The organism is Achromobacter sp. UMC46, assembly GCF_014170335.1.
Taxonomy (GTDB): domain Bacteria; phylum Pseudomonadota; class Gammaproteobacteria; order Burkholderiales; family Burkholderiaceae_B; genus Achromobacter.
In genome coordinates this window covers 195,925-220,186 of the sequence record NZ_LZZS01000005.1, presented here as the reverse complement: position 1 = coordinate 220,186, position 24,262 = coordinate 195,925, and the positions used below count along the sequence as shown (strand labels likewise).

At 67.6% G+C, this 24,262-nt stretch carries 24 protein-coding genes; 10 read left to right on the top strand and 14 right to left on the bottom strand.

Annotated elements, in window-relative coordinates; genetic code table 11:
* Window positions 1–10 precede the first annotated feature (10 nt).
* The gene (locus tag A9973_RS08725) at window positions 11–859 is read right to left on the bottom strand and encodes a CPBP family intramembrane glutamic endopeptidase (protein WP_183013376.1); all 849 of its coding nucleotides are present in this window, start codon (window positions 857–859) and stop codon (window positions 11–13) included.
* A gap of 159 nt (window positions 860–1,018) precedes the next feature.
* On the opposite strand from A9973_RS08725, the gene A9973_RS08720 reads away from it, so the two are divergent.
* Window positions 1,019–1,393: an MAPEG family protein gene (locus tag A9973_RS08720; protein ID WP_183013375.1), complete on the top strand. Its 375-nt coding sequence runs from the start codon at window positions 1,019–1,021 to the stop codon at window positions 1,391–1,393.
* Window positions 1,394–1,415: 22 nt separating this feature from the next.
* On the opposite strand, the gene A9973_RS08715 is transcribed toward A9973_RS08720, so the two are convergent.
* The 10 genes from A9973_RS08715 to A9973_RS08670 all read right to left on the bottom strand — a co-directional run bounded on the left by A9973_RS08715 (window position 1,416) and on the right by A9973_RS08670 (window position 11,477).
* Window positions 1,416–1,850 carry a carboxypeptidase regulatory-like domain-containing protein gene (locus A9973_RS08715; RefSeq protein ID WP_183013374.1) on the bottom strand — a complete coding sequence of 145 codons (435 nt, stop codon included), beginning with the start codon at window positions 1,848–1,850 and terminating at the stop codon, window positions 1,416–1,418.
* Between the two features lie 63 nt (window positions 1,851–1,913).
* Complete coding sequence (locus A9973_RS08710; protein WP_183013373.1) at window positions 1,914–2,717, bottom strand: NRDE family protein; 804 nt, start codon at window positions 2,715–2,717, stop codon at window positions 1,914–1,916.
* Window positions 2,718–2,744: 27 nt separating this feature from the next.
* Window positions 2,745–4,715 carry an FUSC family protein gene (locus A9973_RS08705; RefSeq protein ID WP_370539465.1) on the bottom strand — a complete coding sequence of 657 codons (1,971 nt, stop codon included), beginning with the start codon at window positions 4,713–4,715 and terminating at the stop codon, window positions 2,745–2,747.
* Window positions 4,716–4,736: 21 nt separating this feature from the next.
* Window positions 4,737–5,219: a YbaK/prolyl-tRNA synthetase associated domain-containing protein gene (locus A9973_RS08700; protein ID WP_183013372.1), complete on the bottom strand. Its 483-nt coding sequence runs from the start codon at window positions 5,217–5,219 to the stop codon at window positions 4,737–4,739.
* Window positions 5,220–5,302: 83 nt separating this feature from the next.
* Window positions 5,303–6,031: a response regulator transcription factor gene (locus A9973_RS08695; RefSeq protein WP_183013371.1), complete on the bottom strand. Its 729-nt coding sequence runs from the start codon at window positions 6,029–6,031 to the stop codon at window positions 5,303–5,305.
* 106 nt (window positions 6,032–6,137) lie between these two features.
* Window positions 6,138–7,598 (bottom strand): efflux transporter outer membrane subunit, encoded by a 1,461-nt coding sequence (locus tag A9973_RS08690; protein ID WP_183013771.1) that lies wholly within the window; start codon window positions 7,596–7,598, stop codon window positions 6,138–6,140.
* A 102-nt stretch (window positions 7,599–7,700) separates the two neighbouring features.
* Window positions 7,701–8,846, bottom strand: a complete 1,146-nt coding sequence (locus A9973_RS08685) for an ABC transporter permease (protein ID WP_183013370.1) — start codon at window positions 8,844–8,846, stop codon at window positions 7,701–7,703.
* Window positions 8,843–9,841 (bottom strand): ABC transporter ATP-binding protein, encoded by a 999-nt coding sequence (locus A9973_RS08680; protein WP_183013369.1) that lies wholly within the window; start codon window positions 9,839–9,841, stop codon window positions 8,843–8,845. The genes A9973_RS08685 and A9973_RS08680 overlap by 4 nt, the downstream gene beginning before the upstream one ends.
* On the bottom strand, window positions 9,838–10,806 hold the full coding sequence (locus A9973_RS08675; RefSeq protein WP_183013368.1) for an HlyD family secretion protein: 969 nt from the start codon (window positions 10,804–10,806) through the stop codon (window positions 9,838–9,840). Before A9973_RS08675 ends, A9973_RS08680 begins: the two co-directional genes overlap by 4 nt.
* A gap of 11 nt (window positions 10,807–10,817) precedes the next feature.
* Entirely contained in the window at window positions 10,818–11,477 is a 660-nt protein-coding gene (locus tag A9973_RS08670) for a TetR/AcrR family transcriptional regulator (protein ID WP_183013367.1), read from the bottom strand.
* A gap of 164 nt (window positions 11,478–11,641) precedes the next feature.
* Between A9973_RS08670 and A9973_RS08665 the strand changes: the two genes are divergently transcribed.
* The 3 genes from A9973_RS08665 (at window position 11,642) to A9973_RS08655 (ending at window position 14,090) form a co-directional block, all read left to right on the top strand.
* Window positions 11,642–12,679 carry an NADP-dependent oxidoreductase gene (locus A9973_RS08665; RefSeq protein WP_183013366.1) on the top strand — a complete coding sequence of 346 codons (1,038 nt, stop codon included), beginning with the start codon at window positions 11,642–11,644 and terminating at the stop codon, window positions 12,677–12,679.
* Between the two features lie 35 nt (window positions 12,680–12,714).
* A complete protein-coding gene (locus A9973_RS08660) occupies window positions 12,715–13,395 on the top strand; it encodes a type 1 glutamine amidotransferase domain-containing protein (protein WP_183013365.1) in 681 nt (226 codons plus the stop codon).
* Window positions 13,396–13,490: 95 nt separating this feature from the next.
* Entirely contained in the window at window positions 13,491–14,090 is a 600-nt protein-coding gene (locus A9973_RS08655; RefSeq protein WP_183013364.1) for an HD-GYP domain-containing protein, read from the top strand.
* Between the two features lie 15 nt (window positions 14,091–14,105).
* Here A9973_RS08655 and A9973_RS08650 read toward each other — a convergent pair whose 3' ends face one another.
* Both A9973_RS08650 and A9973_RS08645 read right to left on the bottom strand, forming a co-directional pair.
* Window positions 14,106–15,704, bottom strand: coding sequence for a glycerol-3-phosphate dehydrogenase/oxidase (locus A9973_RS08650; RefSeq protein WP_183013363.1), 1,599 nt, complete (start codon window positions 15,702–15,704; stop codon window positions 14,106–14,108).
* Window positions 15,705–15,795: 91 nt separating this feature from the next.
* Complete coding sequence (locus A9973_RS08645) at window positions 15,796–16,623, bottom strand: DeoR/GlpR family DNA-binding transcription regulator (RefSeq protein WP_220805418.1); 828 nt, start codon at window positions 16,621–16,623, stop codon at window positions 15,796–15,798.
* Between the two features lie 211 nt (window positions 16,624–16,834).
* On the opposite strand from A9973_RS08645, the gene A9973_RS08640 reads away from it, so the two are divergent.
* From A9973_RS08640 to A9973_RS08615, 6 genes are all read left to right on the top strand, one after another.
* Complete coding sequence (locus A9973_RS08640) at window positions 16,835–17,920, top strand: ABC transporter ATP-binding protein (protein WP_183013361.1); 1,086 nt, start codon at window positions 16,835–16,837, stop codon at window positions 17,918–17,920.
* A complete protein-coding gene (locus tag A9973_RS08635) occupies window positions 17,920–19,008 on the top strand; it encodes an ABC transporter ATP-binding protein (protein ID WP_183013360.1) in 1,089 nt (362 codons plus the stop codon). Before A9973_RS08640 ends, A9973_RS08635 begins: the two co-directional genes overlap by 1 nt.
* Window positions 19,005–19,895: a carbohydrate ABC transporter permease gene (locus A9973_RS08630; protein WP_183013359.1), complete on the top strand. Its 891-nt coding sequence runs from the start codon at window positions 19,005–19,007 to the stop codon at window positions 19,893–19,895. The genes A9973_RS08635 and A9973_RS08630 overlap by 4 nt, the downstream gene beginning before the upstream one ends.
* Complete coding sequence (locus A9973_RS08625; protein WP_006219773.1) at window positions 19,888–20,700, top strand: carbohydrate ABC transporter permease; 813 nt, start codon at window positions 19,888–19,890, stop codon at window positions 20,698–20,700. The genes A9973_RS08630 and A9973_RS08625 overlap by 8 nt, the downstream gene beginning before the upstream one ends.
* 11 nt (window positions 20,701–20,711) lie before the next feature.
* The gene (locus tag A9973_RS08620) at window positions 20,712–21,020 is read left to right on the top strand and encodes a DUF2160 domain-containing protein (protein ID WP_169269343.1); all 309 of its coding nucleotides are present in this window, start codon (window positions 20,712–20,714) and stop codon (window positions 21,018–21,020) included.
* A gap of 106 nt (window positions 21,021–21,126) precedes the next feature.
* Window positions 21,127–22,857, top strand: a complete 1,731-nt coding sequence (locus tag A9973_RS08615) for an ABC transporter substrate-binding protein (RefSeq protein WP_183013358.1) — start codon at window positions 21,127–21,129, stop codon at window positions 22,855–22,857.
* An 83-nt stretch (window positions 22,858–22,940) separates the two neighbouring features.
* Here the strand turns inward: A9973_RS08615 and A9973_RS08610 are convergent, their stop codons facing one another.
* Window positions 22,941–24,098: a porin gene (locus tag A9973_RS08610; protein WP_183013357.1), complete on the bottom strand. Its 1,158-nt coding sequence runs from the start codon at window positions 24,096–24,098 to the stop codon at window positions 22,941–22,943.
* Window positions 24,099–24,262: the final 164 nt, after the last annotated feature.

Sequence of the window (24,262 nt, the reverse complement as noted above, 5' to 3'; positions counted from 1 at the left end):
CTTGGCGGCGTTAGAAGACGGCGCGCATCGGATAGGTGAACAGGCCGAAGTGCGCGGCGTTCAGGCCGAGGTGCGCCAGCACCGCCGCGGCCAGCCCGCCGTAGCGGTACGCCGTGCCGTAGGCCGCGCCCGCCAGGCCGGCCAGCAATACCCATTGCCAGCCGCCGGCGTAATGCGCCAGTCCGAACAGCACGGCGGCCACGGCAACGGCGGCCGGGCCGCCCCAGGCATGGCGGCGCCAGCGCGTGGCCAATTGCTGTTGCACATAGCCGCGGAACAAGGCTTCTTCGGCCAGCGTGACCAGCAGCGCATTGTTGATCAGCCAGATCCAGCCCGTGCCCGGCCATTTGGGAGCCCAGCCCACGATCCCCAGCGCCAGCGCAACCCCCAGGCATGCCAGTATCGCCGCGGCCATCGCCAGCAAGGCGGCGGCCGTCGTGCTGCGCGCGGAGGCACCCGCCATGGGCGGCGCCAACACCAGGACCACCCAGAACGCCACCAGCGGCTTGTCCAGATTCAGGTACATGCCGAACGGCACGGCGCCGGGGCTGAGCGGCGCGGGGGCGATGACTTGCGGATTGTGGAACCCCGGCAGCAGATGCAGGAAGAGCGCCGCGGCCAGTGCCACGAACAGAACATGGCCGGCCGCACGCAGCGCCGCGCCGGACGCGGGCCGTACGCATGCCGCCGCGATCAGCAGCAACGCGGGCGCCGCCAACGCTACCGGATCGATCACGCCATTCGCCCAGGCCCAGCCCCAGGCGACGGCCAGAGGCGCCAGCGCCCAGGGACGGGTGGCGGGCAGCCAGAGCAGGACAACGGCAAGGAAGAGGGCGGACCAGGGGGACGGGAACGGCATCAAGTTGGGCAGAGGGGCGGCCGCGGGGACGCAACGCGCAAAGTGTAAGCGCACCGGCTTGCCCAACCGGAGGTTTCAGGCGACGATGCCGCACTTGGCGGCGCAAAGCCGCGTTGTATCTGGCGGACCCGGGGGTCCGCCTGCCCACCGGGAGCCAAAATGAAAATGATCGCGTGGTTGATGCTGGCGGCGGCGATTCTGCCGTTCGTCTCGACGATAATCTCCAAGGCGGGCGGGAAGAAATTCGACAACAACGATCCGCGCGCCTGGCTGGCGCGTCAGGAAGGCTGGCGCGCGCGCGCCAACGCGGCCCAGATCAATACCTTCGAAGCCTTGCCGTTCTTCTTCGCGGCAGTGCTGTTCGCGCTGTATACCCAGGCGCCGCCCGCGCATGTGGCGACGCTGATGGCGTGCTGGCTGGGCGTGCGCCTGGGCTATCTGGCCATGTATCTGGCGGGTTGGGGCGCCTTGCGTTCGGTGGTCTGGGCGATCAGCGTGGGCTTCGTGATCGCCATCCTGTTTTCCGGCGTCTAAGGCGCGGGTGGCCGCAAGCCGCCTACTTCCATTCGAAGACGGCGCGCGCGGTGCCCGTGGCTTGCACGGTGACTTCGCGCTCTTGGGCCTTGCCCCCGTAGGTGGCCGAGATCTTGTAGTCGCCGGCCGGCAGCTTGACCAGCATGTACGGACCCTCGGCGGTCGCCTTCAGCACTTCCTTGCCCTTGGCGTCATGGATGGCGACGCCGACGCTGGCCACGTAGTCTGCCTTGCCATCGCGCTGGGCGGCGAAAGTCAGCGCCAGCGGATAGTCGCGGGCAGCGGCCTTCATGGCTTCCGATTCGTCGATGCCGATCCCGCCGCTGACGTACTGCACCGTGCCCTGATGCTTGACCGGCGGCAGCGCCGCCTGCGCGGTGGACAGGACGCCGGCGAGGGCCATGCTGCCCACCGCCATCATGGCAGCCAGGGTGCAGCGTTCAATGCGTTTGTTCATCACGTTCTCCTGAAAGAGGATGACACCCGTTTCGACCGGAATACGCGCGCCGAGTTCGCGTGCCTAGCCGCATTCGGCAAGCATATCGCCGGAAAATCCCCCCTGCCAGGCGAAGGCTAGCCGGCTTTCGCCGCTGACCGATCCATCCGGGGCGAAGCGCCTTTCGTCCAATTGGCCCGTGCCGTCGGCACGCAGCGCCAGCACGCTGGAACTGCGGGTGCCATAGTTCGGGCTGACAATGAACGGGCTGCTCAATAGTTTTTCGCGATCCCGAGGCAGGCCCGTCGCGGGCAGTTCGTCGTCTTCCGCGCCCTGGCGATCCGCCAGCGCGGCGAACAATGCGGGTATGTCGGGTTGCGGCGCGTGGTCCAGCACGGCGGTGAAGGCGGCTTTGGTGCGGGCGAGCTTCGGCCACGGCGTGTCAAGCAGATGGTTGGAGAGCGCATAGATACCGGGCGGCAGCGGTCGCGGCGGACCGTCGCGGTTGCTCAAGTACCAGGCTTGCCGCGCATCGCCCACGATCAGGTTAAAGCCGTTATACGCCTGACCGGTGTCGTGGACCCGCGCCAGGTATTCGCCGGGCGCCGCGCCGCCGCGAAGGAAGTCTTCAACCAGCGCGCCGCGCGAGGGCGCCACGTCCAGGTGCTTGCCGGGCTCTCGGAAATTCGTCACCAACGCGAAGCGGCCCCGTGTGGTCGCGCCCATCCAGGTGCCGCCGGCCAGGCCGTCACGGCCGGCATAGACGTCCGGCGCATCGGCCCATTGGGCTGCCGGATGCGTCAGGCGGGCATGGAACTCGTCGCGGTTGGCGGCGATCAGGACGGGGATGCCTGGCAAGGCATGCAGGGCCAATACGGCAAGACACATGGTTTTCAGACCTGGTGGATGGGTTGTTCAGGGGCGCGGGTGCCGGGCGCCCGCGCCGGGCGCGGCGGCAAAATCCGGACCGGTCAGCGTGGCGCGCAGCGCTTCGATTTCGGCGGCCACGTCGGCCAGCGCGGGCGACGGCGCGGCGACGGACGCGGCGGGCACCGCCGTGCCGTGTTCGACGGCAAGGCTCATCGCATGCAAGGCTTCCGCCAAGACGGCGACTTGGGCGGCGCTGGGCGCGGGCTGGCCGGCGGGCACCGACCACGCGGTATCCGAAATGGCGTTCGCCACGCGTTCCAATGCGACCTCTACGGGCCACCATGCCAATGCGCGCCGGCTGACCAGGCGCGGTTCGGACAGGCCGCGCTGCAGCGCGATGCGCAGGTCCGACAGGCGGGCATAGGCGCTGGCGCGCAGGCTGTGGCGGCTGGCGGGTTCGGCCTGGAAGACCGTGTTCAGGTAGGCGGCCAGCGTGTCCATCGCGGCGGATACGGCGTGGTCCAGGTTGTGGCGTTCGATGCGGATCCAGGGCAGGTAGCCCACCAGCAGCACGATGCCGGCGGCAACGCCCACATCGACCAGCCGGGCCAGCGCGATGGTCCAGGTGCCGGGCTGCAGCGCGCCGATCAGCAGCATCAGGATGGGCACGAGGATCGCCGAGAACAATCCGTAGTTGCGGCGGATGGACCAGGGCAGCAGCGCGGCCAGGGCGGCCACCGTCAGCAGGCTGGCGATGCCGCTTCGGTCCACGGCCAGCACGGTGGCGCTGATGGCCACGCCTACTACGCTGCCGCCGCAGCTTTGCAGCGCGCGTGCAAAGACAGACCCGAAGTTGGGCTTGAAGATCACCACCACGATCAGCGGCACCCAGTAGGACCGGGGCAGCGACGCCGCCAGCGCAACGGCTTCCGCGGCGATCAGGCACAGGCCCAGCCGGATCAGGTAGCGCACGGTGGTCGGGCCCGGCCGGTACGTGCGGACCAGTACGCGCCAGGGCGTGCGCGGACGGACGGGCGCCAGCGCGGCCAGCGGGTCGGTGTCGGGCGGCTTGGCGCCGTCCAGCAACGGCAAGGCCTGCGCCAGCGCGTCCGCCAATTGCGGCATGTCCGCCAGCCGCAAGGCGGCGATGTCGTCGCCGGGATCAGGGGCGGTGTCGCTTTCCACGCGGTCGGCCAGCCGGTTCAGGACGCGCGCACAGGCCGGCGGCAGCACGCGGCCGGCGCGCGCCAACGACAGCGCGGCATTGGTCAGCGGCGTGCAGGCCTGCAATTGCGCGGCTAGCCGGGCCAACCGGGGCGAGGGGCCGGCGGCGCGGGCGCGCGCGGCCAGCACCGTGTCGTAGGCGGTGGTCATGGCCGCTTCCATGTCGCGGCGCGCGATCATGGTGCGTGACGTGCCGATGGCGGCGAACATGGCGGCGAGCTTGCGGTAGGCCAGCGCCACGGCGGCGCGTTCGGGCGCGATGGGGTTCACGACCCAGCCCGACAACGTCAGCGCCAGGCCGAACAGCCCGCCCGCGCCCACCAGTACCGACGGCATCCAGGGCGGCAGGCTCGAGGTCAGGCTGGCGCCCACGATGACGTACACCGCGAATTGCAGCGTCGCCACGGCGGCGATGTTGTTGAAGGTGCCGATCAAGCTTGCGATCAGCACCAGCACGGTCATCGCGGCGGACGTCAGCAGGCCGTGTCCGGCCACCAGGTTGCCCAGCAGGTAGCCCAGCGCGCCGCCGAAGACGGTCGACCCGATGGACAGGGCCCGGTTCCGGTAGGGGCCGCCGTTGTCGCCCGTGATGGCGGGCAGCGCGCCCAGGGCCACCAGCGCGGCGGCCGCGCTCTGGTCCAGCGCCAGCCCCACGGCCGAGGGCAGGCCGATGGCCAGCGCGGCGCGCAACGCTACCCAGCGGCTGACAGGCGACGGCTCCATGTGCGCCAGGCTCATCAGCCAGCGCATGTTGGACGTGCGCGCGCCTGGGCGGTTCAGGGGGCGGGACACGGCGGCCTCATGGCGGGCGGGTCAGGCCTTGATCAGGGGGGCGACTTCCGGCGCGGCCAGCCGGAAGTAGTCTTCCGTGTTCAGCAGGATGGACGCGTCCAGGCGTCCGGCGTTGAACACGATTTCATCGTGGCGGTCGCGCAGGCTGGGATCCACCAGCAGATGCAGGTCGGGGTTGAACGAAAACGGGGGGATGGCGCCGATCTCGCAGCCGGTCAATTCGCGGGCCAGATCCTGCGAGGCCAGCGACGCCTTCTTGCCGCCGGCCGCGCGCGCGATGGCGTCCAGGTCGGCCTGCTTGTCGGCGGGAAACACGGCCAGCACGTTCTTGCGCTGGTTGGACGAGATCTTCACGCGGCAGACCAGCGCCTTGGCGCCCTGGCTGACGGCGGTGCCGCGGATGGCGGCGACTTCGACCGAACGGCCCGCGGCGGGGTGTTCGATCAGGCGATGGCGGGCTTGATTCTGGGCAAGCAGCGCTTGCAGGCGTTCAAAGACTTCCATGTCGGGCGGCGAGGCTGAGGGGGAAGGGCGGACGCCGGGAGTCGGCGCCGCACACATCGCATGATACGCCCACGCAGACGCGCTTAGATCTCGCCTGTGAAGGCATACCCCCAGCCCCAGACGGTGCGGATCGGCAGCGCCATGTTCATGTCCTGCGCCTTGCGCCGCAGGCGGCTGACGACCACGTCGGTGCGGCGGATGGACTCGCGGCCCGCTTGCGCGTCGATGCCTGGCGGGTCGCTGCGCGGCAGCCGCTTGTCGGGGGACGCCGTCAGTTTCAGCAGGAACTCGCGCTCGGCCAACGTCAGCGCCAGGCGCACGCCTTGCGGGCTGACGAGCGTCCAGGCGGCATCATGGAATTGCCATTTTCCGGAGGCCTCGCCGGGCGCCGCCGCGCTGGGAGCGCGCGGTTCCGCGTCGGCGGGCGGACGGCGGCTGGCCGTAGCGGGCACCCGGCGCACCAGGGCTTGCAACGCGGCGGCGATTTCCGCCGTGGCCACGTCGGGCTGGAAGCAGGCGTCGGCGCCGCAATGCAGCCCAAGGATGCGGTTTTCCGGGGAGTCGAAGGTGGAGACGGCGACGATGCCGGCGGTGGTGTCCATGGCGCGCAGACCTGCGACGGCCATGCAGAGGTCGGACAATTCGGCTTCCATCACCAGCAGCGGGGTGCGGCGCGCCTGGAACAGGCGGAACAGGCCGTTGGAGTCCTCGCAACGGCGGGGTGAGAATCCCATGCCGGCCAGCGCGTCGCTGCGGCGTACGCGTTGGCCGGGATCGGGGGAGAAGACGATCAGGTCTAGTAGGTCATTCATGAATCGTAGTGATCTGTGCAGCTTGAGCGCATGCATGATGCTACGGATACATCGAATTCCTAAACGTCGCACAACGCCCGTTTCGTACCCGAATTCTCGGACATGATTACGGCGCGTCTGTTACGCGCACGCCCGAAGGGGCCGCCGCGGTCGGTTCGTTCCACCAGCCGCCGCCCAGCGCCTGCAGCAGCGCGGCCGTATCCGCGTAACGCGCCGCGTCGGCTTCGGTGCGCGCGATGCGCGTCTGCAGAAGCTGGCGCTGGCTGTCCAGCAGGCTCAGATGGCTGATGCCGCCGGCCTGGTAGCGACCTTGCGCAATACGTTCGGCGTCTGCCGCGCGGCGCCAGGCGTCGTCATAGGCCTGGTAGGCCTCGCCGTCGGTCTGCACGGCGCGCAAAGCGTCGGCCACCTGGCGAAATCCGTCCAGCACCGTTTGCCGGTACGCCGCCGCTGCGGCTTCGTAGGCGGCCTCGGCCGACCGTTTGCGCGCGCGAAGTTCACCGCCATGGAACAGCGGTTGCACCAGGCCCAGTCCCAGGTTCCACACGTTCACACCGTCGGACAGATCGCCCATGCGGGTGCGTTGCGATCCGAAGCTGGCGGTCAGCGTGAACTGCGGATACTGGTTGGCGGTGGCCACGCCCACATCGGCCGACGCCTTGTGCCACAGCGCTTCGGCCGCCAGGATGTCGGGCCGCTGGCGCGTCAGCCCGGACGGCACGCCGGTGGGGATGCTTGCCGGCAACGTCAGGTCGGCCAGGCGCAGCGGCGCGGTGCGCAAGGCGGCAGGCGGCTGGCCCAGGTAGACGGCCAACTGGTGCGTGACCTGCGCCAACTGCTTGTCCAGCGGCGGCAAGGTGGAACGGGTCTGGGCCACCAGCAGTTCCTGGTTGCTCAGGTCGGCCTCGGCGATGCCACCGGCCGCCAGGCGCTGCCGCATGATGTCCTGCTGGCGCAACTGGGCCGCCAGCAGCTCTCGGGTGGCGGCCACGCGTTCGGACAGGTCGGCCTGCCGGATGGCGGCCGTCACCACGTTCGCGGCCAACGACATGCGCGCCGCCTGCAATTCGTGCGCCTGGTAATCCACTTGCGCCGCCATGCCCTCCAGCGCCCGGCGGTTGCCGCCGAACACGTCCAGCGTGTAGGACACGTCGATCGACGCGTTGTACAGCGTGAACGGCGGCGGCAATTCGGAAACCGGCACGCCGTAGGCGGACGGATCCACCTTTTTGCGCGCGGCCGACAGGTTGGCGTCGGCCGACGGCAGCAGGCGCCCGCCGGTTTCGGCGTTCAGGTCCTCGGTGGCCTGGCGCAGGCTGGCGCGGGCTTGCGCAAGCGTCGGGTTGGCGTCCAGCGCCTGGCGCACCAACTGGTCCAGCGCGTCGGAATGGAACAGCCGCCACCACTCGCCGGGGATGTCGGCGCCTGCCTGCAGCTGCTGGCCGCCGGGGGCTGCCGGGGCGTCTTGCGGCGCGGTGTAGGCGCCGGCGTCGGGCGTGGCGGGGGGCGCGAAGTCGGGGCCGACCGCGCAACCCGAGACCAGCGCAAGCAGGCTCAGGGCGGCCATGGCCGGGCGGCGGCGCCACCTCGGGATGGAATCGAAGCGCGGGCCGGAATCGGCAGGCGGACGGGAATCGGAGGGCGGGCGGGCTAGGCGGGGCATGGCGCGTCAATCCAGGGTTCGGCGGTAGAACTTCACGGCGGCGGTCATGACGACCACGGTGAACAGCATCAGCGGCCAGATGCTGGGCCACAGGTCCCACCAGCCGTTGCCTTTGAGCAGGATGCCGCGGATCAGCCGGTTGAAGTGCGTCAGCGGCAGCAGGTTGCCCAGGTACTGCGCCCACATGGGCATGCCCTTGAACGGGAACATGAAACCGGACAGCAGCATGTTGGGCAGGAAATAGAACATGGTCAGCTGCATGGCCTGCAACTGGTTCTGCGCCAACGACGACAGCGTGATGCCGACGGTCAGGTTGGCGGCCACGAACAGCAGCGCCGCCAGGTAGACGGAAAGCAGGCTGCCCAGGATCGGCACATGGAAGACGAAGTGCGCGGCCAGCAGGATGATGGTGGCCTGGATCAGCCCGATGGCGATGTAGGGCACGATCTTGCCCGTCATCACTTCGATCGGCCGCACCGGCATCGACAGCAGGTTCTCCATCGTGCCGCGCTCGCGTTCGCGCGTCATGGCCAGGCCCGTCATCATCACCAGCGTCATCGTCAGGATCACGCCCATCAGGCCGGGCACCGTGTTGTATTGCGAGATCTGCTCTTCGTTGTAGAGCTGGTGCACGCGCACGTCGAAGGCCGGCTGTCCGCCCGCCAGCCCGGCCAGCGGGCCGGTCAGGTCTTTCTGCGCCACTGCCTGGGTCAGCTGCGTCGCCGCGCCAATCGCCATGCCGGTGGCCATGGGGTCCGTGGCGTCGGCTTCGATCAGCAGGGCGGGGCGTTCGCCGCGCAGCAGCCGGCGCGAGAAGTCGGGCGGGATCGTCACGACGAACAGCACGCGGCCCTGCGCCAGCGCGGCGCGCCCGGCTTCCTCGTTGTCCAGCTCTTCGGTGATATGGAAGTAGTCCGACGACTTCATCGCCGCGATGAAGCTGCGCGTGAACGGGCTGTGGTCGGCCGTGATGACGGCCGTGGGCATCTGCTTGGGATCGGTGTTGATGGCGTAGCCGAACAGCGCCAGCTGCATGATGGGCAGCCCCACGATCATGCCGAAGGTGATCCGGTCGCGGCGCAGCTGCAGGAATTCCTTCAGCACCATGCTCCACCACCGCGCCCACGAAAAGCCTTGCAGATGGCGCATCATGACGGGCTCGCAAAGTTGTCGGTGGACCGGTTCATCAGGTAGATGAAGACGTCTTCCAGGCTGGTGTCGATGCGCTCCAGGCGCAAATCCTGGCCGTCGATGGCGCTGCGCAGCGTGCGTTCCAGCAGCGTGGCGTCCTGGCCGCTGACATGCAGCGCCGACCCGAAGGCCACGGTCTGGTCCACGCCCGGCGCGCCGCGCAGCCGCTGGCCCAGCGGCACCAGGTTGTGCCCATGGATGGCCCAGGTGGTCAGGTGCTGCTCGGCGATCACCTGTTCCGCCGTGCCCTGGGTCAGCAGCCTGCCGTAAGAGATATAGGCCAGTTTGTGGCAGCGTTCGGCCTCGTCCATGTAGTGCGTGCTGACCAGCACCGAGATGCCGCGCGCGGCCAGTTCGTGCAGCTGCTCCCAGAAGTCGCGCCGTGCCGTCGGGTCGACGCCGGCGGTGGGCTCGTCCAGCAACAGCAGGCGCGGCTCGTGCAGCAGGCACGCCGCCAGCGCCAGCCGCTGCTTCCATCCGCCCGACAGCGACCCCGTCAGTTGGCTGGCGCGGCTGTGCAGCCCCAGGTCTTCCAGCGCGCGGTCCACGGTTTCCTTGCGGCGCGGCATGCCGTACATCCGCGCCACGAAGTCGAGGTTCTCCCGGATCGTCAGGTCGTCCCAGTAAGAGAACTTCTGCGTCATGTAGCCCACATGCCGCTTGATCTCGGCGCTTTCGCGCAGGATGTCGAAGCCCAGGCAGGTGCCGCTGCCCGAGTCCGGCGTCAGCAGGCCGCACATCAGCCGGATGCTGGTGGTCTTGCCGCTGCCGTTGGGGCCCAGGAAGCCGAAGATCTCGCCTTCCCGCACACGCAACGAGACGTCGTTGACGACATGCTTGTCGCCGAAGTGCTTGTTCAACCCGTGGACGTCGATGACGGCGGCGCGGGTGTCGCCTGCGGCATCGGTGGATCCGGCCCCGGCGGGTTCAGCGGCGGCTTGTTCCGGCGCGGTCATTGCAGCGTGGCCTCGACGGGTTGGCCGGGATGCAGGCGCGTGGCGGCGTCCGGCGCGGGCCGGGCTTCAACCATGTAGACCAGCTTGCTGCGGCTTTCGCGGCTGTAGATGACGGGCGGCGTGTACTCGGCCTGGTTCGACACGTAGTCGATGTGCACGGGTATCGGATCGCCGCAGCCGTCGCAGCGCAGGCTGGCCTGCTGGCCCACTTTCAGCGCGCCCACCACGGATTCCGGCACGAAGAAACGCACCTTGATGTTGCCGGGCGGCAGCAGGCTGACGACGGGGCTGCCCGCGGGCACCCATTCGCCCACGCGGTACATCGTGTCGAAGACCTGCCCCGCCGCCGGGGCGCCGAGCTGCTTTTGCGCCAGCGTCCATTCGGCCTGGGCCAGCGTCGCGCGGGCGGCATCCACCTGGGCGGCCTGGGCGCGCCGTTGGTCATCGCGCCCGGGCAGGGCGGCCACTTCCAGCTGCGCCCGCAGCTCGCGCACGCGGGCGATGTCCGACTGCGCCTGTTCGCGGCTGTCGTCCAGCTGCGCCCGCGCGATGCCCCCGATGCGGAACTGCGCGGTATCGCGCTGCAGTTGCGCGGCCGACCGTCGGCTGGCGGCCTCGGCCTGCGCCAGCTGGGCGCGGCTGACGTCGACTTCAGGCGGCCGCTTGCCGGTGGCGATGTCTTCCATCTGCGCCGTCGCCGCGGCCAATTGCGCGCCGGCCTGGTCGCGGGCGGCGCGTTCGCGTGTGGCCTCAAGTGTGAACAGCGGCGCATCGGCCGTCACCTGCTGCCCGCGCTTGACCGCCAGCGCATCCAGCCGGCCCGCTTCCGACGAAGCCACGTACACGTAGTCGCCCTCCACGTAGCCTTGGTAGAAGGGCGTGGCGTCGTTGCCGCAGCCGGCCAGCAGCAAAGCCAGCAGCGGCAAGGCCGGCAGGGAACGAAGCAGAGCGGGGCGGGTGCGCATGGTCGGCGTCCTTAGGCGGCGGAGGGCGGGGCGGGCGGCGAGAACAGCCCGCCGGTCAGCATGGCGATGGCGTGTGCCGCGATCGCGTCGGTATCCAGGGCCTGTGCTTGGGCGTCGCCCTGCCAGATGCGGCGCCACAGGCTGGACGTGGCCAGCGGCAGCAGCGTCAGGCCCAGGATGGACAGGAACACCAGGCGGGGTTCGACGCCCGGCGTGATGAGGCCCTGGCGTTGGCCTTGCCCGATCAGGCCGGCGAAGGCCTGCAAGCGCGCCGACGGCACATGCGGCAGCACGCGTTCGCGCAGTTGGCCGCCTTCGTTGACGACCTCATGCATCCACAGCGCGGGCAGCCAGGGCTGTTCCGTCGCGCTTTGCACGATCCGGTGCACGATTTCGGCCAGGTAGCCGCGCGCCGTGGCGGCCGGATCCTGATCCTGGCCTTGGCCTTCGCTCGGGTCCCCGGCCAACGGCACCGGCGCCCAGACGTACCCGATGACCGGCAAGACGCGCTCTTGCACGACGGCATCGATCAACTGGTCGCGGCTCTTGAAGTAGTAATGCACCATCGCCGGCGTGACGGCGGCGCGCCGGGCGATGTGGGCGATCGTGGTGGCCGCCACGCCCTGCGAGGCGAACAGGTCAGTGGCGATGCCCAGCAGCTTGGGGCGCATGGCGCACAGTTTAATTAAGGATTTAATTAATTAAAAGAGGGCGCGTCGGCAGGGTTACCGGCCAGGGGGACGGACAACGATGGTGTAATGGTCCGGTTCCCCCAACTTGCCACCCGGGTATTGCCCGCAAGGCCCGGGCGGCTTCCCGTAGGAGGCTGGACTTCATGCCGCAATCATCGTCGATCAATCGCCGCATCGTGTTGGCCGCGCGCCCGCACGGCGAACCCGCAGACAGCGACTTCCGCCTGGAGACAGGCGACGTCCCGCAGCCTGGCCCCGGCCAGGTGCTGCTGCGCACCGTGTACCTGTCGCTGGACCCCTATATGCGGGGCCGCATGAGCGATGCGCCGTCCTACGCCGAACCCGTGCAGGTCGGCCAGCCGATGGTCGGCGGCACCGTGACGCGGGTCCAGGCGTCCAACCATCCCGACTACCGGCCCGGCGACTGGGTGCTGGCCCAGTCCGGCTGGCAGGATTTCGCTGTGTCCGACGGCGCGGGCCTGCTGCGCCTGGGCGACAATCCGGAACATCCTTCCTATTCCCTGGGCGTGCTGGGCATGCCCGGCTTCACGGGCTACATGGGCCTGCTGGACATCGGTCGGCCCAAGGCCGGCGAGACCGTGGTGGTGGCCGCGGCCAGCGGCGCGGTGGGCGCGGTGGTGGGGCAGATCGCCAAGATCCATGGCTGCAAGGTCGTGGGCATCGCCGGCGGCGCGGACAAGTGCCGTTACGTGGTCGATGAACTGGGCTTCGACGACTGCCTGGACCACAAATCCCCCGACCTGCCCGGCCGCCTGGCGCGCGCCGTGCCGCAAGGCATCGACGTGTATTTCGAAAACGTGGGCGGCGCGGTGTTCGACGCCGTCCTGCCGCTGCTGAACCCGCGCGCCCGCGTGCCGGTCTGCGGGCTGATCTCGGCCTACAACGCCACCGCCCAACCCGAGGGGCCGGACCGTCTGGCGCTGCTGATGCGCACCATCCTGACCAAGCGGCTGACGTTCCAGGGCTTCATCATCTTCAACGAATACGCGCACCGCTACGGCGAATTCCGCGAGGCGATGGAAGACCTGATCCGGCAAGGCCGCATCAAGTACCGCGAAGACGTGGTTGATGGGCTGGAGAACGCGCCGCGCGGCCTGATGGGGCTGCTGAAGGGCGAAAACGCCGGCAAGCGCATCGTGCGCGTCGGCCCCGATGAATAACGCCACACAAATAGCGCCACACAACGGAGCGCATTATGAAAATTCTGATCGTGCTGACTTCGCATGACAAACTAGGCGACACTGGCCGCAAGACGGGTTTCTGGCTGGAAGAATTCGCCGCGCCGTACTATGCATTCGCGGACGCGGGCGCCGCCGTGACGCTGGCCTCGCCGTTGGGCGGCCAGCCGCCGCTGGACCCCAAGAGCGATGACCCGGACGCGCAGACCGACGCTACGCGGCGCTTTCGCCAGGACGGCGATGCGCAGCGCCGGTTGGCGTCGACGCTGCGGTTGGCCGACGTGCAGGCCGCCGATTACGACGCGGTGTTCTACCCGGGCGGCCACGGCCCGCTATGGGACTTGGCGGAAGACGCCAAGTCGGTCGGCCTGATCGAAACCATGCTGGCGGCCGGAAAACCCGTCGCGGCGGTGTGCCACGCACCCGGCGTGCTGCGCCATGCCAAGACCGCCGACGGCAAGCCGCTGGTGCAAGGGCGCCAGGTCACCGGCTTTTCCAACGCGGAAGAGGCGGCGGTGCAATTGACCGACGTGGTGCCGTTCCTGGTCGAAGACGAGTTGATCCGGCTGGGCGGCTTGTACCGCAGCGGGCCGGAGTGGCAGCCGCTGGTGGTCAGCGACGGGTTGCTGGTCACCGGGCAGAATCCGGCGTCATCCGTCGGCGTGGCGGAAGCGTTGCTGGAACGGCTGAAGAACTGACATCTGTTTGGTCAGGATTGCTGCGCAGTGTGTCAGAATCGCTACTTTCTGACACATTGCACGCCGTTCCGTTGCAACGCCGTGCATCTTTACTGATGCCCCCAGACGTACCCGAATACCCCGATGGTTCCTGTGAGGCCGCGCTGTTCGCCGCCATGCAGGCGCGAGACCCGGCCACTGGCCGTCATTGCGACCGGGTGGTCGCGCTGAGTGTGGCGCTGGCCGAGGCCTGCGGCCTGCCTGAACCCGAGCAGGCCGCCGTGGCGGTTGCCGCCAGGCTGCATGACGTAGGCAAGATCGGCACGCCTGACCGTGTGCTGTATTCCCCCAAGCGCCTGGACGCCGACGAGTGGGAAATCATGAAGTCGCATGCCGCGACCGGCGCCGACATCATCATGAAAAGCGCGATGCCGCAACGCGACCTGATCGCGCAGGCAGTGCGCCATCATCACGAACACTTCGACGGTTCCGGCTACCCGGCGGGCCTGTCGGGACACGATATTCCGCTGCATTCGCGCATCATTTCGCTGGCGGATTCCTACGACGCGCTGGGCGACACGCGGCCCTACCATCCGGCGCGTTCGCACGCCGAGATCATGCGCATCCTGAACCGCGAGGCCGGATCCAAATGCGATCCGGACCTGCTGCGGCTGTTCGAAGCGATGATATTGAAAAGCCCGTTGCGCGTGCCGTGACGGCACGCGCCGGCGTCATTTCAGGCGGTAGTTGGCCGCGACCACGGCCAGGCTCTGCAGCGTGCGCTGCTGCCAGGCGGCGTCGTGGCCCAATTCTTCGGCCAGGATGCGTGCGACTTCGGGGGCGGCCAGCATCGCGGCTTCGCTGTCCAGGAATAGCGCGCGGTTGCGCCGGGCCAGCACGTCTTCGGCGCTGCGCGCCAGCTCGAAACGCGCGGCGAAACGCACATGCGCTTCGGACAGGCCGCTGGCATTGACCAGCATGCGGTCCGCGCCAGGCAGGGCCTTCAAGGTGGCCAGGTCGCTGCCGTAGTAGCTGTCCGGCGTGCCGGCGTGCTCCTGCGAAGGCGCCAGGCCGGACGCGCCGTGCAGCGGCAGCGATTCGGTGCGGCAGCTGGCCTGCGTCAGCAGCTGGTGCTGGATGGCGGTGTCGACCACGTCCTGCGCCATGCGGCGGTACGTCGTCCACTTGCCGCCCGTGACGGTCACCAGTCCGGCGTTGGACACCAGGATGGTGTGCTCGCGGGACAGCTGCTTGGTCGACGCGTCGCCCGTGGCCTTGACCAGAGGACGCAAGCCCGCCCAGACGCTGGTGACGTCGTCGCGCGTGGGTTTGCGGCTGAGGTAGCGCGCCGCGGTGCCCAGGATGAAGTCCACGTCTTGGGCGCCGGCTTCCGGGTCCAGCGGCAGGTCGTCGCGCGGCGTGTCGGTCGTGCCCACGATGGTGTGGCCATTCCATGGCACGACGAACAGCACACGGCCGTCATCGGTCTTGGGGATCAGGATGGCGCGGTTGCCCGGCAGGAAATCGCGCGGCAAGGTCAGGTGCACGCCCTGGCTGGGCGCCACCATCGTCGGCGCGTTCTTGTCTTCCATGCGGCGCACGGCATCCACCCAGACACCCGTGGCGTTGATCACGCAGCGGGCCCGCAGCGAAAAGCTGGCGCCGCCGATCACGTCTTGCGCGGTCACGCCGTCCACGCGGCCGTTGGTGGTGGTGAGACCGGTGGCGCGCACGTAGTTCACCGCCGTGCCGCCCAGGTCGAAGAGCGTGCGCATCAAGCTCATCGCCAGCCGCGCGTCGTCGAACTGGCCGTCGTAGTACAGGACGCCGCCCTTCAAGCCGCGGCCATTGACGCTTTCCGCCAGCGTCGGCGCGTTGGCCAGCGTGTCGCGGCGCGACAGCCAGCGGCTGGGCGCCAGGTTCAGCTTGCCGGCCAGCATGTCGTACATCTTCAGGCCGATGCCGTAGAACGGCTGGTCCATCCAGTTGTACGCGGGCACCACGAAACCCAGCGGCCACACCAGGTGCGGCGCGTTGCGGTTGAGCAGGCCGCGTTCATGCAGCGCCTCGCGCACCAGGCTGATGTTGCCTTGGGCCAGATAGCGCACGCCGCCGTGCACCAGCTTGGTGGCCTTGCTGGACGTGCCCTTGGCGAAGTCGGCGCCTTCGATCAGCAGTGTGCGGTAGCCGCGCGAGGCGGCATCGACGGCCGTGCCCAGGCCCGTCGCGCCGCCGCCGATGACGATGACGTCCCAGGAAGGCGTGTTGTCCAGCGTGGACAACAGGCGGTTGCGGTCGGGCGGGGTGACGTTGGCTAGCGGTTGGTTCATAAGTCGTTGCGGCAAGGCCGCCAGATAAAAGCGTGTTTGTCGTAAGCGGGCGGCCAGAGGCGGGCGGTGGGCCCGGGCCTAAAGCGCCGGTTCAAGCGTTGGATGCCGAAGTATTCGTGGAGGCGGCCGCCGGTGCCGCGGCGGCCGCGTTCGGCGCCGCAGACACTTCGCAGCGCACGCCGGAGTCCAGCAGCACTTGCGCCAGCGGCTCTTGCGGATGCGCGTCGGTGAAGAAGCGGTCGATCTGTGAAATGTGCGCCAGTTCCACCATGGCCTGGCGTTTGAACTTGCTGCTGTCGGCCGCCAGCCAGACCTCGCGCGACTGCTCGATGATGGTCCGCGCCACGCGCACTTCGCGGAAGTCGTAGTCGCGCAGCGTGCCGTCGGCTTCAATGCCCGAAATGCCGATCAGCCCGATATCCACCTTGAACTGCCGGATGAAGTCCATGGTGGCCTCGCCGACGATGCCGCGGTCGCGCGAACGCACCACGCCGCCAGCCACGATGACTTCGCAGTCGGGGTTGTCGGACAGGATGTCCGCCACGTGCAGGTTGTTTGTGATGACGCGCAGGCCGCGGTGGCGCAGCAGGGCGCGCGCGATGGCCTCGGTGGTGGTGCCGATGTTCAGGATCAGCGAACAGCCGTCGGGCACCGCGCGGGCCACGGCCTCGGCGATGCGCTGCTTGCCGGCCGCGTGCAGGCCCTGGCGCTTGCGGTAGGCGATGTTCTCGATGGTCGAGGCTTCGATGCGCACGCCGCCGTGAAAGCGCGACAGCAGGCCGGCTTCGGAAAGGATGTTCACGTCGCGCCGCACGGTCTGCAGCGTGACGTCAAAGCGTTTGGCAAGCTCTTCGATCGATGCCGAGCCCTGGGCCCGCACCATTTCGATCAAAGCGCTTTGTCGTGGATTCAGTGTCATAGACGAATGATAAAACAACAAAAGCGAAAAATAATGCCGCACTGCAAGATTGTTTTTTGTTCGCTTCTTGGGTAAAACGCACAAAAAACGAAAGCTATCTGAAAGAGTATGCTCATCCTGTTGCGCGCGTTCGCGCATCGGCGGGGCCGCTGTACCGAATACCGAAGTCCGCGTGAAAAACAGGGACGCATAAGTAGGTAGAGGAGACTAGATGCAGCTGACCTTGGACAGGATTGGTTTGCGGGCCGGCTCGCAGACGCACCTGACTCCCATGAGCCTGGCCCCGGTTCGCGGCGCCATGACCGTGCTGCTGGGGGTGACCCTGGCCGGCAAGACATCCCTGATGCGCATCATGGCGGGATTGGACCGGCCCACCGAAGGCCGCGTGCTGGTCGACGGCGCCGACGTGACGGGCGTGCCCGTGCGCCAGCGCAACGTCGCCATGGTCTACCAGCAGTTCATCAACTACCCGTCCATGTCGGTCTACGACAACATCGCGTCGCCGCTGAAGCTGCGCGGGGCGCGGGACATCCGCGAAAAGGTCCGCGCCATGGCGGCGCGGCTGCATATCGACCACCTGCTTGAGCGCTACCCCTCGGAACTGTCCGGCGGGCAGCAGCAGCGTGTGGCGCTGGCCCGGGCGCTGGTCAAGGACGCGCCGCTGATCCTGCTGGACGAGCCACTGGTCAACCTGGACTACAAGCTGCGCGAAGAACTGCGCGACGAACTGTCGGAATTGTTCGCCGAAGGGCGTTCCACGGTCGTCTACGCCACGACCGAACCCGGCGAAGCGCTGTTGCTTGGCGGCCACACTGCCGTGCTGGACGCGGGCGAATTGTTGCAATACGGGCCCACCGCCGAGGTTTTCCACCGGCCGAATTCCATCCGGGTGGCGCGCGCCTTCAGCGACCCGCCCATGAATCTGTTCGCCGCGCGCCGCACGGACGCGGGGTTCGTCCTGCAAGGCCAGATGGCGGTGGCGCGCAGCTTGCCCGCCGGCACGGGCGCCGACCTGACCGCGGGCTTGCGCGCCGGCGCCCTGGATGTAGCGCCGCGCCCCGGCCACATCGGCCTGGCCGGCGTGGTGAAACTGGCGGAAATCTCCGGGTCGGACACCTTCGTCCACGCGGAAACGGCGGCGGGCAACGTCGTCGCGCAACTGCCGGGCGTGCACCGGTACACGCTGGACCAGCGCGTCGAGCTGTTTTTCGACCCGGCTCAGACCTATGCCTTCGGCGCCGACGGCGCGCTGCTGGCCGCGCCGCAGCGTCCCGCCGGCGCGGGGGAGGCGGCCTGATGGCGAAGATTGAGCTGGACCTGTCGCACTCCTACGTGGTCGAGCCCAAGACCGACGAGGACTACGCGCTGCTGCCGCTGAAGTTCACCTTCCGCGACGGCGGGGCGTATGCCTTGCTGGGGCCTTCCGGCTGCGGCAAGACGACGCTGTTGAACTGCGTGTCGGGCCTGCTGCGCCCGTCGCATGGCCGCATCCTGTTCGACGGGCAGGACGTCACCGCCAAGACCCCGCAGGCGCGCAACATTGCGCAGGTGTTCCAGTTCCCGGTCGTATACGACACGATGACCGTGGCGGAAAACCTGGCGTTCCCGCTGCGCAACCGCGGCATCGCGCCGGACCGCATACGCGAGCGCGTGGGCCGCATCGCCGAAATGCTGGAGATGTCGGCCGTGCTGGATCGCCGCGCCAGCGGCTTGACGGCCGACGCCAAGCAGAAGATATCGCTGGGGCGCGGCCTGGTGCGCAGCGACGTGTCGGCCATCTTGTTCGACGAGCCGCTGACCGTCATCGACCCGCAGCTGAAATGGGAACTGCGGCGCAAGCTCAAGGAAATCCACCACGAATTCAAGTTGACGCTGATCTACGTGACGCACGATCAGACCGAGGCGCTGACCTTCGCGGACCAGGTCATGGTGATGGCGCGCGGCCGGGCCGTGCAGGTGGGCAGCGCGGATGACCTGTTCGAGCGGCCCGCGCATACGTTCGTGGGCCATTTCATCGGTTCGCCCGGCATGAACTTCTTGCCCGCGCAGTGGCGCGACGGCGCGCTGATGGTGGGGCAAAGCCGCGTCGGCGGCGCACCGGAGACCCTGGGCGCCAGGCTGGCCGGGGCTGGCCCGGTCAAGCTCGGTGTGCGCCCCGAGTACCTGCGCGTGACCGCCGCCGGCGCGCCCGGCGCGGTGCCGGTGCGGGTGGACAGGGTGCAGGACGTCGGCACCTATACCTTGCTGGTGGCCGACTTCGAGGGCATCCCGGTACGGGCCCGGCTGGGCGGCGATGCCGTGGCGGGCGCGGCCGGCGGCACGGTCTGGCTGTCGGTGCTGAACCCGCATACCTGCTTCTACCGCGACGAGGCGCTGATCCCATGAAACCTATCGATCACCGGGCCTGGTTCCTGGTCCTGCCCGTGGTGCTGTGCGTGGCGTTCTCGGCCATCCTGCCGCTGATGACCATCGTCAACTATTCGGTGCAGGACATCATATCCCCCGACCGCCGGGTCTTTGTCGGCACGGAATGGTTCGCCTCCGTATTGCAGGACGAAGAGCTGCATGGCGCCTTGTTCCGGCAGATCGGCTTTTCGCTGGCGGTGCTGGCCATCGAAATCCCGCTGGGCATCCTGCTGGCGTTGTCGATGCCCGCCAGCGGCTGGCGCGCCTCCGCCGTGCTGGTGATCATCGCGCTGTCGCTGCTGATCCCGTGGAACGTCGTCGGCACCATCTGGCAGGTGTTCGGCCGCACCGACATCGGCCTGCTGGGCGCCACCTTGTCGTGGCTGGGCGTGGACTACAACTACACCGGCAACGACGTCGACGCCTGGGTGACGGTACTGGTGATGGACGTGTGGCACTGGACGCCGCTGGTCGCGCTGCTGTGCTATGCCGGCCTGCGCGCCATCCCCGACGCCTACTACCAGGCCGCCCGCATCGACGGCGCATCGCGCCTGGCGGTGTTCCGCTACATCCAGCTGCCCAAGATGCGCGGCGTGCTGATGATCGCGGTGCTGTTGCGCTTCATGGACAGCTTCATGATCTACACCGAGCCCTTCGTGCTGACGGGCGGCGGGCCGGGCAACGCCACCACGTTCCTGTCCCAGTACCTGACGCAGAAGGCCGTGGGCCAGTTCGATCTGGGGCCGGCCGCGGCGTTTTCGATCATCTACTTCCTGATCATCCTGCTGCTGTGCTTCATCCTCTACAACTGGATGCAGCGGGCGGGCACGACGGGCGGCGTCGACGAGGAGCGTGCCAATGCGTGACCAATCCACCTGGTGGCGTTCCGCCTTCCTGATCCTGTATCTGGTGTTCGCCATCCTGCCGCTGTACTGGATGCTGAACATGTCGTTCAAGACGAACACCGAGATCGTCAGCACGCTGACCCTGTGGCCGCGCGACTTCACCTTCGAGCATTACCGCACCATCTTCACGGACCCCGCCTGGTATTCGGGCTACATCAATTCGCTGATCTACGTGGTGATCAACACCGTGATCTCGCTGGCCGTGGCGCTGCCCGCGGCCTACGCGTTTTCGCGCTACCGCTTCATCGGCGACAAGCACGTGTTCTTCTGGCTGCTGACCAACCGCATGACGCCGCCCGCCGTGTTCCTGCTGCCGTTCTTCCAGCTGTACAGCTCGTTCGGCTTGATGGACACGCACCTGGCCGTGGCCTTGGCGCACCTGGTGTTCAACGTGCCGCTGGCCGTGTGGATCCTGGAAGGATTCATGTCGGGCGTGCCGCGCGAAATCGACGAGACCGCCTACGTCGATGGCTATTCCTTCCCACGCTTCTTCCTGACGATCTTCCTGCCGCTGATCAAATCGGGCGTGGGCGTGGCCGCCTTCTTCTGCTTCATGTTCAGCTGGGTGGAACTGCTGCTGGCGCGCACGCTGACTTCCGTCAACGCCAAGCCTATCGTGGCCACCATGACCCGCACCGTGTCGGCCTCCGGCATGGACTGGGGCGTGCTGGCCGCGGCGGGCGTCTTGACCATCGTGCCGGGCGGCATCGTCATCTGGTTCGTGCGCCACTACATCGCGAAGGGCTTCGCGATGGGCCGGGTTTAAGGAGCCGCCACATGTTCAGCTGGATGGTCTGGACCACTCCCGTCGCCGTGTTCTTCACCTGCATCGTGCTGATGCTGATCGGCATGACGGTCTGGGAATTGAAGTCGCCCACGGTCGAGCGCAAGGGCTTCCTGCCGTTGCGCACCACCCGGGGCGACCGGCTGTTCATCGGCCTGATGGCCGCGGCCTGGGTGAACCTGGCGTTCCTGGGGTTCGGCCAAAAGGCCGTGGAATGGTTTTCGCTGGATGAGCCGCCATCGGTGTGGATCAGCTTCGTGCTGTCCATGCTGCTGCTGGCCTTCATTATGAGGAAAGGCTGAAGGGGCGCGTCGACCCCCGCATTGAGTGTAAGGACTACGGGCCCGCATCTTCCCCGGCCAGAGGTCCGCAGCAACAGATGGGGAAGGCCATTCGAGGAGACAGGTCATGAAATTGCGCATGCATGCCATGGCGGCCGCTATCGCCCTGATCGGAACGTCAGGGGCATGGGCCGGCGAGCCGGAAGCAAAGAAGTGGGTGGATTCCGAGTTCCAGCCATCGACGTTGTCCAAAGACCAGCAGATGGCGGAGATGAAGTGGTTCATGGACGCCGCCGCCAAGCTCCGTGCCAAGGGCGTCACCGAAATCAGCGTCGTATCCGAAACCATCACCACGCACGAGTACGAATCGAAGACGCTGGCCAAGGCGTTCAGTGAAATCACCGGCATCAAGGTCAACCACGACTTGATCCAGGAAGGCGACGTCGTCGAAAAGCTGCAGACGTCCATGCAGTCCGGCAAGTCCATCTACGACGGCTGGATCTCCGATTCCGACCTGATCGGCACGCACTACCGCTACGGCGCCATCCTGCCACTGTCCGACTACATGGCCGGCGCGGGCAAGGAATGGACCAACCCCAACCTGGACATCAAGGATTTCATCGGCACCAAGTTCACCACCGCGCCCGACGGCAAGCTGTACCAGCTGCCCGACCAGCAGTTCGCCAACGTGTACTGGTTCCGCGCCGACTGGTTCGCCCGCCAGGACCTGAAAGACAAGTTCAAGGCGAAGTACGGGTATGACCTGGGCGTGCCCACCAACTGGTCCGCCTACGAGGACATCGCTGATTTCTTCTCGAATGACGTGAAGGAGATCGACGGCAAGAAGGTCTATGGCCACATGGACTACGGCAAGAAGGATCCGTCGCTGGGCTGGCGCTTCACCGACGCGTGGCTGTCGATGGCGGGCGCCGCCGACAAGGGTTTGCCCAACGGCATGCCCGTGGACGAATGGGGCATTCGCGTCGCCGACGACAAATGTACGCCGGTGGGCGCGTCGGTATCGCGGGGAGGGGCCACCAACAGCCCGGCCGCCGTTTACGCGCTGACCAAATACATCGACTGGATGAAGAAGTACGCGCCGCAGCAGGCCATGGGCATGACGTTCTCGGAATCAGGCCCCGTTCCGGCGCAGGGGCAGATCGCCCAGCAGATATTCTGGTACACGGCGTTTACCGCCGACATGACCAAGAAGGGCCTGCCGGTCGTCAACGACGACGGCACCCCGAAATGGCGCATGGCCCCGTCGCCCTACGGCCCGTATTGGAAGGACGGCATGCAGAACGGCTACCAGGACGTCGGGTCATGGACCTTCTTCAAGTCCACCAACCCCGACAAGATGGCTGCCGCGTGGCTGTACGCGCAGTTCGTCACGTCGAAGTCGGTGTCGCTGAAGAAATCCATCACCGGCCTGACCTTCATCCGCGACAGCGACATCCATAGCGACTTCTTCACCAAGAACGCCGCCAACTACGGCGGCCTGATCGAGTTCTACCGCAGCCCGGCCCGCGTGGCATGGACGCCCACGGGCAACAACGTGCCGGACTATCCGAAGCTGGCGCAATTGTGGTGGAAGAACGTGGCCACGGCCGTCACGGGCGAAAAGACCCCGCAAGCCGCCATGGACAACCTGGCCAACGAAATGGATCAGGTGATGGCGCGCCTGGAGCGGGCGGGGATGGCGCAATGCGCGCCGAAGCTCAACGCCAAGAGCGACCCCAGCAAGTGGCTGTCGGACCAGCACGCGCCCTGGAAGAAGCTGGCGAACGAGAAGCCCAAGGGCGAGACCATCCCTTATGAAAAGCTGCTGGCGGCCTGGAAGGAGGGCAAGGTCCGGTAGGCCTGGACCGGTCGCGTATTAGGCATTCCGCATTTCGCATCACGCAAGACGCCACGGTGACGTGGCGTCTTTTTTTGATGGCGCTAGAAGCGGTGGCGGATGCCCATGTTCACTTCCGTCGCCCGGGCGTCGTCCTGGAATGCCCAGTTGGTGGTGTAGGAGGCGACCGTGTACAGGTCCGTGCGCTTGGACAGGTTGTGGTTGTAGCCCACGCTGTAGGTGTTGCTGGCCGAGTCTCCGCCTGTCAGCAACGTGTTGTTGGCGTCGGCCCGTTGCCAGGACGCGAATGCGCCGCCTGACGCGCCCACCGGCGCCGCTACGGCAAGCATGTACGCGTTCGACCGGAATCCCTTCACGAAGGCGTAGGACGGCGTACCGGTAAAGGTGCCGATGCTGCCCCCGTTGGGGAAGCTCTTGCCGGCGAACCAGCCGTCGGTGATGCGGTTGTAGGCCATCGCGACCTTGAAGGATTCAAAGTCATACGAGCCGCCGATGATGTAGGACCGGGGCGTGGCGTCGACCTGGCCCTGGCTGAGCTTGTTCGACGCGTTGAGCTGGTCGTAGGTGACAAAGCCCATGAGCGGGCCGTTGTCGTAGCGCACGCCGGCGGTGATGGCGCGGGTGTTGTCCGCCGTCGCGAAGCCGGTCTCGCCGGCGCGGCGGTCGTCGGCGTTGAAGGCGTAGCCCATGGCCGCTTTGAAACCGCCCATCGATGGGGTTTCATAGACGATCTGGTTGTCGTAGCGCACATAGTTGGCCGAGCTGAAGCCCAGGCCGGCGCCGGTGCTCAACTGGTTGAAGCCGCCGCCGAACGACGAACCGAACATGCCGGAAAAGTAGCGTGCGGCCACGTTGTATTGCCGGCCCAGACGGACTTCGCCCCAGTCGGCGCTGCCCAGGCCCACGGTGGCCTCGCGGCCGAACAGGCGATTGCCCTGCAGCGAGTTGCCGTTGCGGCCATCAAAACCCGACTCCAATTGAAAGACGGCGTACAGGCCGTCGCCCAGGTCCTCCTTGCCGCGCAAGCCCCAGCGGGAACCGGCGGTGGTGCCGGTGGTGGCGCCGATGCGGCTGTTGTCGACGCTTGTCCGGCGGCCGGTGGCGGGATCGGTGTAGGCGCCGTCGACATTGGTGTACCCGATGCCGGTATCGATAAGGCCGTAGAGCGTGACGGACGTGGATTGCGCTTGCGCGGTGCCGGACAGCGCGGTGGCTGCCGCGACGGCGAAGAGTTTTTTCATGGGGACTCCGTGGGCGGGGAAGGTCGATGGGCGCCAAGCCGGCGGAAGCCACGGGGAACACGCCTTCTGACGGCTTGGCTGGCCAAGTGTGAAGGGCGCTCATCGACAATTCCCCGACAGTAGAATTACAAATCCCCCGCAGGATCCGCAGACCTCCACGCCCG